Here is a 17,820-nt window from a genome sequence, read left to right on the forward strand (position 1 = left end):
CGGGTATCCTTATTGATTGCTAGTGTCTCGTTGCACCCACAGCGCGCTGCTGCCCACCGCGGGCAATTTGGCGTCGATCTGCGGCTGCCCCTGCCAGCGCCAGCCGGGCGGCAGGTCAAAACGGGCGGCCATCGGCCGATAGTACGGGTTGGCGATCAGCACCAGGCCGCGCTCGCCGTCGATAAACAGCCGCGCCGGTACGGCGGTGTTGTTGCCGGACAGCGTCGCGCTTTCGCCCGAGAGCAGGTACGGCGTGAAGCTGTCGATCTGTTGCGCCACGCGGGCAACCCCTTGCCAGATACCGTCGAATTCCTGTTGGTTGAAATCGCCGCTGCGGCGCTTGTAGAACAGGTCGGTATAGGAGTAGAACAGCAGCCCTTTGACGCCGCCGATCAGCCCCAGCCAGGCCTGGTTGCGGATCTCCGCTTCGCTCGGCTGGCGCGGCTTGCGGTGCGGCTCATAGGCGGCGTGATCCATGATCTGCATCACCAGCCAGGCGCCCTTCGCCTGGCGCGCCACCTGTACCGTCAGGCGCGAGTATTCCAGCGTGCGCGTCATATCGGCATCGCGTCCGACCGGATAAGGATCGCTGGCCAACACGTCGGAACTGTTGAAATAGGCGTTGAGCGCGCCGGTCTGATTTAGCGCCTGAAAGGTCAGATGGTCAGGGTCTTGTTGCTTCACCTGCAGATGCATCTGCTCTATCTGCGGCGCGTACTTCGGCGCCAGCTCATCGTTGATGTACCAGGCGAGCAGGTTCGGCTGAGTTTTAAACTTCTCCACATAAGACGCCGTCAACTGCGGGTAGCTCAGGCGCGTTTTCGGCGCAGAGTCGAGGCCGGGGTAGAAATCCTTCAGCGAGAAAATCACCTGCAGCCCGTACTGCTGCGTTTTGCGAAAATAGGCGTACGGGTCGCGCCCTGCGCCGTAGTTGTAATTCAGCACGGTGTTGAAACCGGCGTCGCGGATGCGCGCCAGATGCTCATCGGTCGCCATGTTGCCGTACATGTAGATGCCCAGCGGAAAGAAGCGCTTGCCCTGCCGCAGCGTATAGCCCTGCTCGTCCAACGCCACTTTCGGCGGCGCCTCGCCGATGCTGACCGGCATTTCGCTGCTCCGGCTGTGCTTCGACGCCACGTCCGTCACCTGCTGCTGCAGGCGGTACTCGCCGGCGGCCAGGTTGGCCGGCAGCGAGAACTCTACGCGCTGACGCTCGGCGACATGGTAGCGGCGGCTCTCCTGCCGCACGGCGGTGCGTTGGCTATCGAGCAGCGTACTTTCCACCTGCACTTCCTGAGGCTGCTGCACTTCGATCAGGCTGGAGGCCGATTGCCCGCCGGCGCGCATCTGATACAACGCCGGCGCCGTCGGCTGGCTGCAAACGTAGGCATCGTCGAACCAGGCGTTGCCGGTCGTGCCCTTGCGCATATACAGCCCCAGTACGGTGGTGGTGGCCTCTGCCGGTACGGTGAAGCTGCCCTCCACCGGCTGCCAACCGCTGCTGCCCAGCAGGCCTTGCGGGTAGCTGCCGGCCAGGTGGCGCCCCTTGGCGTCATAGCTTTCGACGTACACCCCGGCGCCCGGCTGATCGCCTTTGCCGCGCAGGTTATCGCCGCGCACCCACACACCGAACGCGATCGTCTGGCCTGCTTTCACCTGCAGCGTTTGCAGCATCTGGTGATACTCCGCCGGGTCAGGATTGCTGTAGTACAGGCTGGCGCGGCCGCTGCGGCCGCCGGAGATCACCTTGGCCGGCGGCAGCGACCAGCCCGTCTGTCCCTGCTCAAAGCCGGGGTTGGTCAGCAGATTGGTCTCGCAGCCCGCCGCCCCGGCCTGAGCCGCCAGCCCGCATCCGATCAGCACGCAGGCTGCGTTCAAGATTTTGCTGGTCATTGTCTTTTCATCACCGCGCTGTACAGGTAGGAGAAGAACAGATAGCAGGATTTTTGATAAGAGAGCCCCAGATGACGACGGTAGATCTGCCACTGCCAGTCCGCCGCGCGGATCTTGTTGCCGGACAGCGAATTGGCGGACAGCCGGTAAAACGCCAGCGGCTCCGGAATGCAGTACGCCAGGCGATTGCGCGCGCGCTCCAGAATAGACAGCCACATCACGTAGTCTTCGTGCCCGACCTTGCGCTGGTAGACCTTGCCGACCCGGCGCTGGTTGTACATGCCGGTCAGGTTGCCGATCCAGTTGCTTTTCAACATGTCGCGGTAGGCGATGATCTCCCCGGCGCCGCGGTAATTTTTCACCTGCGCCAGGTCATTCTCGAAGGTGTAATAGTGCGAGCAGACCACGTCGTAACGCTGGGTTTTAAGGATGCCGACCTGGCGGGCCAGCTTATTCGGGTGCCAAACATCGTCGCTGTCGCAAAACGCGATGTAGTCGCCGCGCGCCGCCTCGATGGCGATGTTGCGCGTTTCGGCCACCCCCTGATTGGCGTTGTTGCGGATGTAGGTCAGCCGATCGTGAATGAACGGCTTGACCACCTCAGCGGTGTTGTCGGTGGAGGCGTCGTCAATCACATACAGGTGATAGTCCTGATAAGTTTGATTCAATACGCCAAGGATCGACTCGCGGATAAAACCGGCGGCGTTATAAGCCGGCATAATGACGGACACTTTTTCCATGATGATTACCTCAGACGATAAGCTCTTGCCACTGGGGGTAAATACGTTCAGGCACAAACCGCTGCGCCTTTTCCAACGCACGGTGGGAGAAGCGGCGACGCAGTTCGCCGTCGCCGATCAGCGCCAGGACGCGCTGACTGAAGGTGTCGACGTCGCCGTCCGCCACCAGATAACCGTTCTCGCGATCGTCGATCAGCTCCGCCGGGCCGGTCAGACAGTCGAAAGCCACCAGCGGCAGGCCAAAGCTCATGGCTTCGATCAGCACCATCGGCAGGCCTTCGTAGCGAGAGGTCATCAGCAACAGGCTCGCCTGCCGGTAATGCCCGGCGATATCGGCGGTGGCCGGCAGCAGCTGCACCCGATCGTCGAGCCCGTAATCGGCGATCTGCCGTTGCAACGCCGCCCGATCCGGGCCATCGCCGACGATGTGCAGCCGCCACTCCGGCGCCTGCTGCGCCACCTGCCGCCAGGCGGCGATCAGCCGGTCGAAGCCTTTCTGGTGGCACAGTCGGCCGACCGCCAGCGCCACCGGCTGTTGCTGTTCCGGGTGCGGCGCCCGCAGCGGAAACGGCGACACGTTCTCAATCACCCGACATTTGCGGGCGGGCACCCAGCGGCCGATATTCGCCAGATCTTTTTGCGTCAGCAGCACGGTGCGATCGCCCAGCCGGTAGATCAGCACCTTCAGCCACTTCATCGGCCACGGATACTGGTGGAAACTGACATGTTCACTCAGCACCAACCGGCTGCCGGGACACAACAGCCGCAGGTAAGGCACCATGATCACCGAGAGTTTCCCCATCGAGACGGTGATGATGGCGTCATAGCGGCCGCGGCGTAAGAACAGCGCCAGGCGCCACGGCCAGAGCAGCGTCTTGCCGCGCATGAAGCGCAGCGTCACCGCCGGCTCCAGCGGATAGAACGCCCGATCCCCGCAGATGGATATCAGTTCGACCTGGTGGCCGAAGCGGGTGGTCAGCGCATTGGCCAGGCTGCTGGCCACCCGTTCGGTGCCGCCTTTGCCGCCGATGTCTTCGATTACAATTGCGATTTTCCGCGGTTGCATGTCACCTCCGTAATCCCTCGCGGGCCGTGCGCAGCAGCCTCCCCCCCAATGGAAACAGTCCCAGCCTGGCCAGACAGTCGCCATACAGCTTGATCGCCTTGAATTTGCCGCTCAGGGTGTGGCGCTCCATGCGCGATGAGTAGTAGTTGAAAGCCTGCAGATCTTCGCTGTACAGCGAAGCCAGCAGGTGTTTACAGGCAAAGCCGCTGATGTAACGGCCGCTGGCCTGCAGATAGGTATCGATAAAGCGTTCGCTGGCGTCGATGTTCAATCGGCAGCGGTTCAGATCCTCGTCGCCGCAGCGGATGAACACCCCACCGCCCTGATCGTGAACCACCCGGGCGCCCAGGTTGGTGGCGTTGACCAAAAACCCCCAGTCCTGGTAACGGGCCAAAAACTCCGGAAATAAAAACCGCCGGTCTTGTTTCTTGCGCACGCTGATGGTCGAGGTGCGAATATCCCCCATCTCGATAAATAAGAAATCTTCCCCGGCCACGCCCTCTTGATAATTAAACACGTAGCTGCGCACATTCTTGTCGTTGACCGTGGTGTAATTGCCGAACACGATATCGATCCGCGTGTCCTCATGCCGTCTCAAGCGCCGGATGATATAATTGGTGCCAAACATATCTTCCGGTTCCAGAAAAAAAACCACCTCAGAACGCGCCAGGCGAAAACCGATATTGCAGGCGACGGCGATATTGCCGCGCACCCGGCTTTCATGCAGTCTGGCGCGATGATTCGCCGCCAACAGTCCGTGTATCTTTTCCGACTCACCGGCTTCCGATGAATAATCGACCACGATAATTTCATAATCAAAACCGGCGCAATAATGGGTCATGCGCGCCAGCGTGGCGGCGAGATGGTTTGAATTATTAAAAGCGGGAATAACAATTGATAAGTCCATTTAATACCTCAAAAGCTATTATCAACTGGCGAGTGCAGCCTGATGCCAGAGAAAAAGTTTGTTATCGCAGCATATCCCTGCCCGGTTATCCCCCCGCCTCGGGTCGAGTACGCGCAGCCAACGGCCTGTTTCAGCTACGTATGAAAATACCCTCCCCATTCTTGTTCAATCGTTTCTGGCATCAGCCGTTGTAATCCGGCCCCCGGGGTGAAAGTCAGCTCGCCAAAATAAATGCGATCCTGCACCTGATAAAAATCGACGCGTACGTACGAGAATTGTTCCGCCACCTGGCGCGCCAGCCGCAGCATCTCCTTTAGCCCGCTGGGGCGCGACATCGGCACGTCGCTGTTCGGCACGCCCATGCGGATCTCGGTGCGGTTCCAGTCCGCATCAAAGAAATCGCGGCGATGATCGATAAAGCGCTGATAATCGATCTGAATAAAGAAGCGCACCTCACCGTCAAGATTAAAACAGTGGATCTTGATGTCGTTCGGTATTTGCCCTTCGTCGATCAGCATTCTTTCCACCATGATGCAAGGTGGAATATCTTTATAATGCCGCTCGCGATAAACCTGATAAAAACTTTGCCGCAGCCAACTGTTGGTCAACACCCGCAGTTCGTTATAACCGGTTTGGCTTTTATCAAATACCAGCTTGTTATATCCGCTGCCATGGTTGGCTTTAATCACAAACGACTCGGGCAGCTGCTGATACATCTCTTCCGTAAATTCGTTGCCGTGCGCGTAAAGATCGATCAAATACTCTTTACCCCATAGCTGTTCGATATACTCTCTCACCCGATATTTATCGGATAGCTGCGTATATATCGCCAGTGGATAAACTTTCCTACGCATCAGTTTTTCGCTGTACCCCACCGGATGGGCCAGATGCGGCACCTTGCGGAAAAACATTGCGTATTTTAACTGATGATATATTGCATCGGGCATACGTCGGTATAACCCTTTCACCAGATTATTTAACATATATTTCTCGTACCTTCCCTATTAATTGCGGAAAACACCGATAGCAAGTCACCTGCAAACGCGTAATTTTTCCTCCTCTGAAAAAGCTGTTGAGCACAAAGAATGAAATAAACTCCGTGATCAACGTCGATATCGCCGCGCCCATGATCCCGTAGCGCGGGATCAGGATGAAATTCATCACCACGTTGGCCAACGCCGCCAGCGGCATTTTGATGGCGATGAATCGATAGCCGCTGAACAGCACGATGGCGCGGTAAGACACCGTTCCCATCACCGAGAACAGCGACGTCACCGAGCACAGCGCCAAAATGGTCGCCGTTTGCCGGTAACTTTCGCCGAACATCAGCGCGACTATCTGCTGCGGAAACAGCGACAGCACCGCTATCACTGGCATCGAAAGCACCAGCACCATCAGATACAGCTGGCGAATGCGCGCCTCTTGTTCCTGCTCCGAACCGGCGTTCGCCACGCCTGGCATCATCGACATGATCAGCGCGATGGGCACGAATACCCACCCCTGGCTCAGCGTGATGGCGGCGCTGTAAAGCCCGACGCTGTGTTCTCCCAAATAGTTGCCCAGCATGATCTGATCGATGCGCGTATAAATGACGATCGACAGGCTGGAGATCGCCAGCGGCAAGCCGACGCTGAACAGGTAGCGGCCGTAGCGCCGTTTGTGTCTGCCGCTGATCGCCGGCATCTGCGCCTGCTCGCGACGGAACAGCACCCAGCGCACCGCATAAGGCAGCAGGCTGCTCAGCACATAGGGCAGCGCAAACCACACCAGCGGCAATTGCGCGTACACCAGGCCGAGCCGCATCACGATCGACAGCAACAGCGCGACGTTGTTGATCAACGTGTTCAACTTCGACTTCAGCAGCGCGTCGTAATAGATTTTGTAGACGTCCTGCACGGAGAAATACGCGCTGATCAACATCAGCAGCATCATGATTTGGTTGGTGCGATCCTGCGTCAACAGCGTCCAGGCCATCAGCGGCAGCGCGATCAGCGCAAACAGCTGGCGGCGGATGCGCATCGAAGCCAGCATCAGCCGCATGCCGCTCCGGCGCCGTTTGGCGACGCGGTTGAACAGCACCGCGTCCGCCCCCAGCTGCACCAGCGGCACGGCGATGGCGATCACCGACAGCAAGTAGTTAATCAAACCGTATTGCGCCGGCCCGAGATAGCGCGCGACGTACACCGAAACGAAAATCCCCGACAGACTCAGCGATACCCGCTCCAGCATTAACCACAAAGAGTTCATCAGCATCGCTTTCATGCGCTTACGGCACCTTTTCTTCCTGATGGCTCGGATAGGCGAAGGCGTAGTAACCCGCATCGGCGGCGGATTTTTTCACCATGCCGTTGAGGATCACGCCTTTGATCGCCACGCCATTCTGTTCGAAACGGCGCATGCTGGTTTCGATCTGCTTGACGGTGTTCACTTCAAAACGCACCACCAGCAGCGAGGTGCCGGCGTGATGACCGACGATCGCCGCATCCGTCACCGCCAGAATCGGTGGCGTATCGATCAGCACCAGATCGTAGTGTTGCCCGGCCCAGCGCAGGAAGTCGGCGAAGCGGCGATGCATCAGCAGTTCGGATGGATTCGGCGGCACCTGGCCGCGCGGCACGAAGTCCAGGTTGGCGATGGCGGTTTTCCGCACCGCCTGTTCCGCCATCACGTCGCCCACCAGCATGTCGGACAAACCGCGATGTCCATCCTCGGCCAGCCAGCGATGCAGGAAGCCTTTGCGCATATCCGCGTCGATCAGCAACACCCGCTGCCCGGCCTGCGCCACTACCACCGCCAGGTTGGTGCTGGTGAAGCTCTTGCCGCTTTCCGGGCTGGCGCCGGAGACCATCAGAATATTGTTTTTGGCTTCCAGCATGGCGAAATGCAGGCTGGTACGCAGGCTGCGGATTGCCTCCACCGACAGATCCGTCGGCTCGGCCACCGCCAGGATCGGCAGGCGCCGGCCGCCGGATTTGGGCAACAGATGACGCTGCTCGCGGTTGCGCTTCACCTGCCACGGCGACAGCGGCACGGTGGCGTAGACGTTGATGCCCCGCTTCTCCAGCGTATCGATATCATTGATGCCGCGGTGGAAGGCCGCGCGCAACAGCACCACCGCGGCGGCGCCCCCGGCGCCCAGCAGCAGCGCCAACAACACGATCAGCATCTTTTGCGGCTGGATCGGCCGAATGGCAGTTTCCGCTTCATCGATGATGCGCACGTTGCCTACCGTGCCGGCCTTGCTGATGCTCAGCTCCTGCTGCTTGTTCATCAGCTGCATGTAAACCTGCTGATCCACCTGCACGTCTCGGGTGAGACGCAGGATCTCCTGCTGCATTTTCGGCAGCGTCTGCACCTGTTTGCCCAGCCGCGCCTTTTCCGCTTCCAGCGTGGCGCGCTTTTCCAGCAGCGCCCGGTAAGCCGGGTGCGCGCGGGTATAGAGCTTGGAGATCTCCGCTTCCTTGAAGGTCAGTTCATTGAGCTGCGCTTCGAGCTGCACCTGCGTGTCCAACACCGATTTGGCTTCCAGCGACAGATCCACCGAGTCGTTTTGCTGACGGAACTGATTGAGCTGGGTTTCGGCGTTGTTGAGCGAGGTTTGCGTTTGCGGCAGTTGCTCTTGCAGGAACGCCAGCATTCGCTGCGCCTCTTCCGTTTTGCGATCCACGTTCTGCTGCAGGTAGTTGTCGGTGATGTTCTTCAGCACCGCCTCGGCGCGCTGCGGATCTTCACTCGGCAGCGTAAAGGTCATGATGCCGCTGTCTTTACCGCCCGGCACTACGTCAAGATTTTTGCGCAGATCGTCCACCGCTTTCTGGCGCGCGACTTTGACCACCGTGAAGCTGGCGCCCGGCGCCGCGTCCAGCGCCGAGACGGCCATGTTCCATCCGCCCTGCGCCACCGGCTGCCCGACCGCGCCGCTGAACAGTTTGGCGCCGTCATGGCTCAGCTCGTAATGCTGCCCATCGCGCACCGTCAGCGTCAGCGCTTCGCCCTCCATTTCCGGCGGCGTCGTCAACGTGGTGATGTCCAGCACCGGCGCCTTTTCGCCGCTCAGTCGGGCAAAACCTTTACCGAATACCGGGAAATAGTCCGGCTCGACGCGCACCGTCAGGCCAAGGGCATCCACCGTTTTGCCGAGCACGTAGCGCGACTTGGCCAGCGTCACTTCATCCTGCGTCGCCGAATTCTGCCCCATCGAGCTGTCCAGCGTTTCGCGCAGCAGCGAGTCGCCGGACAACTGTTTCTCCACCTGCACCACCGCCGTGGCCTGATACACCGGGGTCGCCAACAGGGCATAGGCGACGCCCAGCGCGCCGGCCACGCCGGTTACGACGGCGATCCGCCAGCGGTTATCCCAAAGCGGCCCTACCAGACGCTCCCACTCCAGCTTTTCATCTTGTTCGGCCACCATCACGGACAGCGCATTGTTCTTCATTTTCTGTTCCTTATTCATCCTGCGGATTTACCAGTTGCGCACGCGCAAGGTAGCCTCGCTGAGATCGTTAAAGCTGCTGATGGTCGGCACCAGCTGGCTGATCAAACGATTCCAGCGCGCGACCGGCGCCGCAGTGACGTACACGACGTCGTAAGGTTGCAGCTGAAATTCAGCGCCCATCGCCAGCGCGCTGGCGTCGGAAAGGTCGAACTGATACAGCGTCGCCAGCCGCTGCGGCGTTTTGCCGCCGCTCGGCCGGATCACGAATACCCCGGTCGCATCCGCGACCGTCTGGCTGATCCCTTCGGAAGAGCCGAGGGCCTCGGTCAACGTCATGCCGCTGCGATCCATCTTCAGCGTCGCTTGCTTGCCCACTTCGCCCATCACGAACACTTTCAGTTCGTCATTGCGCGGGACGTAAAGGATGTCACCCGGCTGCAGCAACGCGTTCTGACTGATGTCGCCGCGCTGCATCAGCGCCTGCAGCGAGATGGCCCGATCCTTGCCCTGATGGGTCAGCACCACGTTGCGCCAGTCGGCGTTCTCCGTCAGGCCGCCGGCGGCGTTGATCGCATCCAGGATGGTCAGCGGCACGTTGGTGATCGCCTGCTGGCCGGAGGTTTTCACCTCACCGGTCACATAAGCCTTCTGCGAACGGAAAGCGGCGATGCTGACATCCACCTGCGGGCTTTCCACATACTGCGCCAGACGGCCGGCGATCAGGCTGCGCACTTCGGTGACGGTTTTGCCCACCACCGCCACTCGCCCGATATAGGGATAAAAAATCGTGCCATCGGCATGGACCCAGTTACCGGTGTCGCTGGCGCTGCGGTACTGCCCGGCCGGCGTAGTCAGCTCAGGGTGATCCCAGACGGTGACGTTCAACACGTCGCCGACGCCGATACGGTATTGATAGTTCTGCAGCCGCTGATCCAGCGCCGGGTTCGGCCGGGCGACCGGTTCTACGCGCCGCATTTTCTGCAGCAACATCGGCGACATGCGGTAGACCTGCACCTGGTTATTCAAATCAAAACCGTCGTCTTGCTGCACGACGACGGCTTTTCCGCTGGTAGGTAAATGTGAGCCGGGAATCACCGTACACCCGCTCAACAGCGCGGAGGTAAAGGCCAACGGCATCAAAAGAGGCAAATGAAAATTCATGGAAGTACCGTGATAAACGGGCTGCCGCCGCAGCCCGTGAGGGGATTAACGGCCGACGGTCGGATTATCGCTGAACACCGTCGCCTGACGCGGCTCGCGCAACAGGGCGAAATAGCCGCAAAAACAGAGCAGAAACGCCACCAGCATCAGACTCTCTTGCAGTTTCAGCACTTCGCTGCAGATGCCGATGCTGGCCAGCGTCACCGCCAGCATGGTGCTCATCGCCAGCGCCTGGCGCGCATTCAGTCCGCAACGCATCAGAATATGGTGCAAATGATCGCGCCCCGCTTTGAATGGGCTTTGGCGGCGCAGCAGGCGGCGCACCATCACCGTCACCATGTCCATCAGAGGAATGGCGATCAGCCACAGCGCGGTCACCGGGCGCATCACCGCCTGCGGTCCCTGGGTCGCCAGCAACACCAGCCACAGCACGCTGAAGCCGATCACCATGCTGCCGGCGTCCCCCATAAAGATCTTGCTGCGCGCACCGAACAGACTCAGGTTGAACAGCAGATAAGCCGCCAGAGCGGCGATCAGGCCCAGACACCACAGCGCCAGGTCTTCCCGGCCGCCCAGCCCGAACACGATGGCCAGCGCGACGAAGGTGACGCAGGACAAAGCGCCCAACTGCCCATCGATGCCATCCACCATGTTGTAGGCATTGATCGCTCCCCATACCGCCAGCGGCGTGAGCAGCAACGCGCCATAGCCGAGCATCACTTCCTGATGCCCCCAGACATAACCCAGCGAGGAGAGTTGCATCCCTGCCGCCAGCATCATCGCCAGCGCGATCCCTCCCTGCACCATGACGCGCGGCGCCACGGGCAGATCAAAGCGGTCATCCAGCACGCCCAACACCACCAGCGCCGTTATGCACAGCAGGTAGATCGTGCTTTCGGGCAGCCAGGCGGGTTGCCACAGCGTCATCAGCATCAGCGTCAGGTACACGGCGATGCCGCCGACCAGCGGAATGTGCCCCAGATGTTGCTTGCGCGCATTGGGCTTATCCACTAACCCCACCACCAAGGCGGCGCGGCGGGCAATAAGCACCCACGCCACCGCCAGCACAAATATCACGCTCAGTTGATATAACATCGTTCCTCCAGCGAATAAGCACGCTACCGCCCTTGAGTTACAGCTCCCAATGCGCTATTAACAAAAACAAAATTGATCCGGCCAGGATATAAGTCAGCATGCGCTAATCCTGAAAATGCAGATTTATCCGCTTGTCAGCGAAAATATCGAAATAACGTCAGCGTGCGATTAAGTTATCTATCAGAAAACTCATGTTTAATGGTTCTTTCGATTGCCGAATCAAGTTCGACCGGCGCAACGAAATTATTCTGCACATTGCTTTTAAATTGCGTTCTGGCACAGAATTTCTGCACTCTGACGCGACTGATTGGAAATTTCTTGCGACTTATTTTACTCACGACATCCAATGCGGTTGCGCCGCATATTCCCAAGGCGTAAGGAATGCGAATCGTCTTATTTTCCCTGCCCAATGAAGAGGAAATAACGTCGACCAGCTGATTCATCGTAAAGTCCGGTTTATCGACATAGTTACTGACCTGATAACTGGACTGCTGATCCAACGCATGCTCCAGCCGTGCAGCAATATTCTCGACGTAAGCCATCGATTTCATATTATTGCCGCTGCCAATCATCACGAAACGGCCGCTGGCGATCTGGCGGAACAGGTTATACACGTTGCCGCGGTTGCCTTCGCCGAACACCACCGTCGGACGGATGATGGTCAATTTATTTGCGGCGTCTGCCTTGCGCCAGGCCTCATAAACATATTCCGCCTCGAGCTTGGACTTGCCGTAATGGTTGAAAGGTTCGAAACGCCCTTCTTCGCCGGTTTCCTGCTTGACGAACCCGTAAACGGCGACCGAGGAGGTGAAAATGATTTGGCGGATATTCAATGCAGAGGCGGTCATGCAGACATGACGTGCGCCTTCGACATTGACCTGATAATAGAGCGAAATGGGATCGACATTGTCCTGATGCTCCGCCGCCAGATTAATGATGGCGTCACAGCCCGCCAGCGGTTCTTGCAAAGTCTGAGGTTGAGTCACATCGCCATACTGATAAAGGGATGGAAAATGTGCACTGGGTTGCTTATCGACGATGACCAATGTCAGATCATCGCGCTTACTGAGACGTTTCGCCAGGCGTGTTCCGATAAAACCGGAACCCCCGATAATAGCTACTTTACGCTTATCCATAATTTGTCACTCAGCAGGTTCTCATTATTCCCGTCACCCGATTGGGACAGGCGCTAATACGCGTTAGGTAATGAGTTCCAGACTGGACAAATCGAACCTGGCTTTCAAATAACAAATTATGAAATAAAAGATTTCATCAAATGTAAAATTATCGCTATAGATAAAACCTCATTCAGCGCTAATTTTTAACATCGTAAGCAACTTGATATTGCAAGGTTTTATTCGGCAATATGAGATTAATCCGACCTTTACCGGTGGAGGAAGAGGTCTCATATTTTACCGGCAATTTCAGCTGGCCTTGTTTAGGATCGACACATTCGATGGTGGCCTGATCCATGTTCTCTCCCTGGTACAGACAGAACAGCGTTTGCGGGCTGTTGGTATGGGGATTATTCAGCGTCAGCGTCAACACCACGCGCGTGTTGTTCTGAATATCATTGATCACCGGCGGACGGGTTTGGTTGCCCAGGACATATGAAAAATGTGAAATAACCAGTAACGAGGCAAACACCGTCAGGTATTTCACCACGCGACTGGCAGGCACGCTGAAAAAGCGGCGCACGGATAGCGACTTCTTTTCATGCGCCGGATCTTGAGAGGAATCCATCGCCGCAACAGGCGCAGAAACGAGGGTCGATTTACGCGGCTTAACTATTTTCTCGTCGTTGGCTACAGGCGATTCATTTTCACTTTCAGAAAGTTCCGCTTGAATATCAACGTCAATATCATCGTTACCGTTTAATATATCATCATCGGCGTAGTCTTCATCTTCAGATATAAAGTGAAAAGCCGCTTGATTTTCCACCTTGTAACCCAAGCGTGGAATGGTTCTGATAAGCGTGTGTTCCGAATCGCTAATTTTCTGACGAATGGATTTAATTGTTTGATTTATCGTTGAATCTGAACAATAGGTTCCTTTCCAGATATTTTCTATAATTTCCGTTCGGGTAACCAGCTCGGGGGATCTGGCGACAAGCAGCGAAAGAATTTGATACTCCTTCCAACGCAGACGGAATTTCTCCCCGGCAGGAGTCAGAACATCGAGATTCCTAATCTTTATTCTTTTATCAAGATTCACTTTTAATTTCCTTAGCGTGCCTGTCCTGCACACTTTGTATAGAAATATCAAAAAATGTTCAAGAAATTAAATGTAAACTCAACAGGTTGCATTCATCGGATATTGGCTTTTATAAAAATTTTCTGATTTCATTTTTTACATTAAGCCTGATTCAGGATGTTCCGTTTATCCAAACGACTCTATTTCCCTGTTGGCAACATGGATTTCTTTCCTGGCTACCGTAAAATTCAAACTAGCACCTCTTTGATTTAGAAAGAAAAAACTAACGGCGTTGCTTGATTGTTAATCGAATGAAATTGTGAAATTTCATTCTTCGCCCTGAATTCATTCTGTTTTTCCACCTAATCTGAACGTCAGATAGACTACAAAAAGACGGAAAAAACAGAATGAGAGTTATCTGATTTAACTCCGGCGTTCATTCCATCCAACGGGCGCAGCATCTAAGACAAAACCCTATTGCTGATTTTATAATACGCACATCAATTAGGTATTCTCCTAAGCAATTTCATTTAAACGCAGGAAAAAGCATTAATTGTTTAATAGTAAGAACACGCTCAACAAAACGAAAAAACCGCGTGAATAATATAAACCTTTTGTGAGAAAGGATTCATACATTGAGAGATATAACTATAAAAAAAGAAAAAAACGGCAAGCGGGGGTGAGAATTTTACCTAAAGGCAGAAAATTTCACTGAGGAGGAGAAGAGAGAAGTTTCGGTATGAACGAAATATCCCTCCCCTGTCGGGAGGGATAGAGAAAGTCGTTTGACACTCAGGCTTTTTTCTTGCGGCCATACACCGCCCAGGTGATCACGACGCACAAAATGTAAAATACCAGGAACACTTTCATCGCGCCCGCAGGTGAACCGGTCAGCGCCAGTGAGGTGCCAAAGGCCTGCGGAATGAAGAAGCCGCCGGCGGCGCCAATCGCCGAGATAAAGCCCAATGCGGCGGCGGAATCGGTTACTGCCTCACGCTGCGCGCTTTCATCGCTGCCGCCGGCCGCTTTAACGCGATCGACGGTGATTTTGCGGAAAATAACGGCGATCATTTGGAAAGTCGATCCGCTGCCCAACCCCGCAGTGAGGAACAGCACCATAAAGATGCCGTAGAAGGCGATGAACGACCCGCCCTCGCCCGCACTCGGCAAGGTCAGGAACAACAGCGCGGCAAAAACGGCCATGACCACAAAGTTGATCAACGTCACCCGCACACCGCCGAAACGGTCAGACAACGCGCCGCCGACCGGCCGCGCCAGCGCCCCCAGGAACGGCCCGAAAAACGCGTAATGCAAGATCACCACGTCGGGGAACTGCGTCTTCGACAGCATGGCGAAGCCGGCGGAGAAACCGATGAAAGAGCCAAAGGTCGCGAGATACAGCAGACTCAGCATCCACAGATGCCCACGCTTGAGCACCGGCAGTTGCTGACGCAGCGATGCCTTGGCCGCCGCCAGATCGTTCATGCCGAACCAGGCCGCCAACGTGCCGACCAGCAGGAACGGCACCCAGATCCAGGCGGCGTTTTCCAGCCACAGCTGGCCCCCCCTCCACCTGGTTTTGCGCCGTGCCGCCAAACAGGCCGAACAGGCTGAAGGAAATCGCCAGCGGCGCGACCAGCTGCATGACGCTGACGCCCAGATTGCCCAACCCGCCGTTGAGCCCCAACGCCCCGCCCTGACGCGCTTTCGGGAAGAAGAAGCTGATGTTGGCCATGCTGGAAGCAAAGTTGGCGCCGGCGAAACCGCACAGCAGGGAAATAATGACGAACACGCTGTACGGCGTACTGCTGTCCTGCACCGCAAACCCGAGCCACAGGCAGGGCACCAGCAGGAAGCAGGTGCTGATGGCGGTCCAGCGACGGCCGCCAAACAGCGGGATCACGAAGGAATACGGTACGCGCAAAATGGCGCCCGAGACCGACGGCAGCGCCGTCAGGAGAAACAGCTGGTCGGTGGTAAAATTGAAGCCGACCTTGTTCAGGTTGACCGCGACGGCGCTGAACAGCATCCAGACGCAGAAGGCCAGCAGCAGACAGGGAATGGAAATCCACAGGTTGCGGGTGGCGATGCGCTGGCCACGCTGCTGCCAAAAAGCGCTGTCTTCAGGGCGCCAGTCCTGAATCAGCGCACCGGTTTTCTTTGATGAAGGCGTTGCAAGTTGCGACATAAAAACCTCAGACACGGGGGATCATTCCGCACACCCTAGGGGGCGGCCCCGGCGGCAAAGTTGATGTATATCAACCCGCATGCAAGTAGTTGGCGGCGGAAATGGCGCCTTCATCCCCTTAGGGGTACGCCCTAACCAAAAATTAAATTCATTTAAATCAATAAACTAATCACTATCACTTTCGTTTTCTTGCCGTCTCGACGCGCCCCTGGAAACTAATGGGTACTTCATTCGAGGTATGGGGTTATGCGCAGGGATAATCAAAAATACGGCTGAATCGTGACTTGTTTAGCCCCATCGCCGCCTTCGCCCCTGAGCTTCAGCGGCGCCAAACGCCAGGAATCCGCACTTATGAAACGCCTGTTGGCCCCGCTTTCGATCGTGAATCAGGTCGCCCTGCTGATGTTGCTGTCGGGCATGCTGGGCGTGGCCGGCATGGGGATTTCCGCCTGGATGTCGCAAAGCATTCAGGGCAACGCGCACGCCATCAACAAGGCCGGCTCGCTGCGCATGCAAAGCTACCGGCTGCTGGCGCAGGTGCCGCTGGATGAACGGCACGAAGCGCTGATCCGGGAACTGGAGCGCGACGAAAACAGCCCCGACCTGCAGCGTTCGGTGGAGCAGGAAGGGTTGACGCAGCCTTTCAACGCCCTGCGCGACTATTGGCAACAGACGCTGCAACCTCGCCTGCGCAGCGCGCAGCAGCCGGCCGACGCCGCGCCCCAGGTCGCGCACTTCGTGCGGTTGTTGGATAAGCTGGTGTCGGATATCGACAGGCAAACCGAACGCCGCCTGCTGATGGTGACGCTGGTGCAGGCCGGCTTTATTGCGCTGACGCTACTGCTGTTGATCGGCACCACCTGCTACCTGCGGCGCCGGTTGCTGCATCCCTGGCGGCAACTGGTGGAGATGGCCCTGGCGGTAGGCCGCGGTGATTTTAGCCGCCGCTTTGCGCAGCGCGGCCATCAGGATGAAATGGCGTCGCTCGGCGGCGCGTTGAACACCATGTCCGACGAGCTGTCGGCCACCTACAGCGGGCTGGAGCAGCGCGTGGCCGAGAAGACCGCCGACCTGCAGCAGAAAAATCAGGTGCTGAGCTTCCTCTATCGCGCCAGCCGCCAGCTGCACGCCAGCGAGCCGCTGTGCAGTCGCCTGACGCCGCTGCTCAACCAATTGCAAACCCTGACGCCGCTGCGCGCCATTCAGGTGCGGCTGTATGAAAACGACAGCCGGGAACCGCTGCTGCAGCTGAGCGGCAACCAACCGCTAAGGCCGGAGCATTGCCATAACCCGGTGTGCAGCGCCTGCCTGAACGACAGCGACCGCCAGTATCCCAACAATCCGTCGCTGAGCTGGAGCCTGAGCGACAAGCTCGGCGACTACGGCGTGATCGTGGCGCAACATGCGCCGCAGCAACCGCTGAACGATGAACATCGCCAACTGATCAATACCCTGGTGGAACAGCTGACCAGCGTGCTGGCCATCGAACGTCAGGTCGACCACCAGCAGCAGTTGATGCTGATGGAGGAGCGGGCGGCGATCGCCCGCGAGCTGCACGACTCCATCGCCCAATCGCTCTCCTGCCTGAAAATGCAGATCGCCTGTCTGCAGATGCAGGGGGAAACGCTCTCTGCCGCCAGCCAGGCGCTGGTGCAACAGATGCGTGAAGAGCTGAACGGCGCCTATCGCCAACTGCGCGAACTGCTGACCACCTTCCGTCTGCAGTTGACCGAACCGGGTCTGCTGGCGGCGCTGCAATCGACGGTCGCGGAGTTCAACCCCAAACTGGGCCTGACCATCAGCCTCGATTATCAGCTGGGGCCGCGCACGGTGCCGGCCTATCAGGCCATACACCTGCTGCAGATCGCCCGCGAGGCGCTCAGCAACATCCTTAAGCATGCCGCCGCCAGCGAGGTAAGCATTCAGGTCATCAATAAACGCGGCGAAGTGACCCTGAGCGTATGCGACAACGGACGCGGCCTGCCGGCCGAGACCTCTCGCCCCGACCATTACGGCTTGATCATCATGCGCGATCGCGCCAAGAGCCTGCACGGCCGCTGCGACATTTTACCGCGCAGCGGCGGCGGCACCGAGGTGCGGGTCAGCTTCACGCCGGATAACCACGCCATCGACTAACGG

12 protein-coding genes and 1 pseudogene are annotated in these 17,820 nt (G+C 57.6%); 1 reads left to right on the plus strand and 12 read right to left on the minus strand.

Annotated elements, in window-relative coordinates:
• Positions 1–9: 9 nt before the first annotated feature.
• From ACORQT_RS14310 to ACORQT_RS14365, 12 genes and pseudogenes are all read right to left on the minus strand, one after another.
• A complete protein-coding gene (locus tag ACORQT_RS14310; protein WP_060660600.1) occupies positions 10–1,893 on the minus strand; it encodes a carbohydrate-binding protein CenC in 1,884 nt (627 codons plus the stop codon).
• Positions 1,890–2,633: a glycosyltransferase family 2 protein gene (locus tag ACORQT_RS14315; RefSeq protein ID WP_033643433.1), complete on the minus strand. Its 744-nt coding sequence runs from the start codon at positions 2,631–2,633 to the stop codon at positions 1,890–1,892. Before ACORQT_RS14315 ends, ACORQT_RS14310 begins: the two co-directional genes overlap by 4 nt.
• Positions 2,634–2,643: 10 nt before the next feature.
• Positions 2,644–3,699, minus strand: coding sequence for a glycosyltransferase family 4 protein (locus tag ACORQT_RS14320; RefSeq protein WP_072627462.1), 1,056 nt, complete (start codon positions 3,697–3,699; stop codon positions 2,644–2,646).
• Position 3,700: 1 nt separating this feature from the next.
• Complete coding sequence (locus ACORQT_RS14325) at positions 3,701–4,606, minus strand: glycosyltransferase family 2 protein (RefSeq protein ID WP_033643435.1); 906 nt, start codon at positions 4,604–4,606, stop codon at positions 3,701–3,703.
• Between the two features lie 134 nt (positions 4,607–4,740).
• A complete protein-coding gene (locus tag ACORQT_RS14330) occupies positions 4,741–5,589 on the minus strand; it encodes an ATP-grasp fold amidoligase family protein (protein WP_033643436.1) in 849 nt (282 codons plus the stop codon).
• The gene (locus tag ACORQT_RS14335; RefSeq protein WP_033643437.1) at positions 5,579–6,868 is read right to left on the minus strand and encodes a flippase; all 1,290 of its coding nucleotides are present in this window, start codon (positions 6,866–6,868) and stop codon (positions 5,579–5,581) included. Before ACORQT_RS14335 ends, ACORQT_RS14330 begins: the two co-directional genes overlap by 11 nt.
• A 4-nt stretch (positions 6,869–6,872) precedes the next feature.
• On the minus strand, positions 6,873–9,044 hold the full coding sequence (locus ACORQT_RS14340; protein WP_108680961.1) for a polysaccharide biosynthesis tyrosine autokinase: 2,172 nt from the start codon (positions 9,042–9,044) through the stop codon (positions 6,873–6,875).
• 27 nt (positions 9,045–9,071) lie between these two features.
• Positions 9,072–10,205, minus strand: a complete 1,134-nt coding sequence (locus ACORQT_RS14345) for a polysaccharide export protein (RefSeq protein ID WP_033650895.1) — start codon at positions 10,203–10,205, stop codon at positions 9,072–9,074.
• Between the two features lie 45 nt (positions 10,206–10,250).
• On the minus strand, positions 10,251–11,300 hold the full coding sequence (gene wecA / locus ACORQT_RS14350; RefSeq protein WP_444859187.1) for a UDP-N-acetylglucosamine--undecaprenyl-phosphate N-acetylglucosaminephosphotransferase: 1,050 nt from the start codon (positions 11,298–11,300) through the stop codon (positions 10,251–10,253).
• Between the two features lie 173 nt (positions 11,301–11,473).
• Positions 11,474–12,436: an NAD-dependent epimerase/dehydratase family protein gene (locus ACORQT_RS14355; protein ID WP_033643442.1), complete on the minus strand. Its 963-nt coding sequence runs from the start codon at positions 12,434–12,436 to the stop codon at positions 11,474–11,476.
• Positions 12,437–12,614: 178 nt separating this feature from the next.
• Entirely contained in the window at positions 12,615–13,514 is a 900-nt protein-coding gene (locus ACORQT_RS14360; RefSeq protein ID WP_033650894.1) for a transcriptional regulator, read from the minus strand.
• A 771-nt stretch (positions 13,515–14,285) separates the two neighbouring features.
• A pseudogene (locus ACORQT_RS14365) lies at positions 14,286–15,681 on the minus strand (NarK family nitrate/nitrite MFS transporter).
• Positions 15,682–16,032: 351 nt separating this feature from the next.
• On the opposite strand from ACORQT_RS14365, the gene narX reads away from it, so the two are divergent.
• Complete coding sequence (gene narX, locus ACORQT_RS14370) at positions 16,033–17,817, plus strand: nitrate/nitrite two-component system sensor histidine kinase NarX (RefSeq protein ID WP_033643445.1); 1,785 nt, start codon at positions 16,033–16,035, stop codon at positions 17,815–17,817.
• The last annotated feature ends 3 nt before the right edge of the window (positions 17,818–17,820 follow it).

This window comes from Serratia sp. (in: enterobacteria), assembly GCF_052400455.1.
Taxonomy (GTDB): domain Bacteria; phylum Pseudomonadota; class Gammaproteobacteria; order Enterobacterales; family Enterobacteriaceae; genus Serratia; species Serratia ureilytica.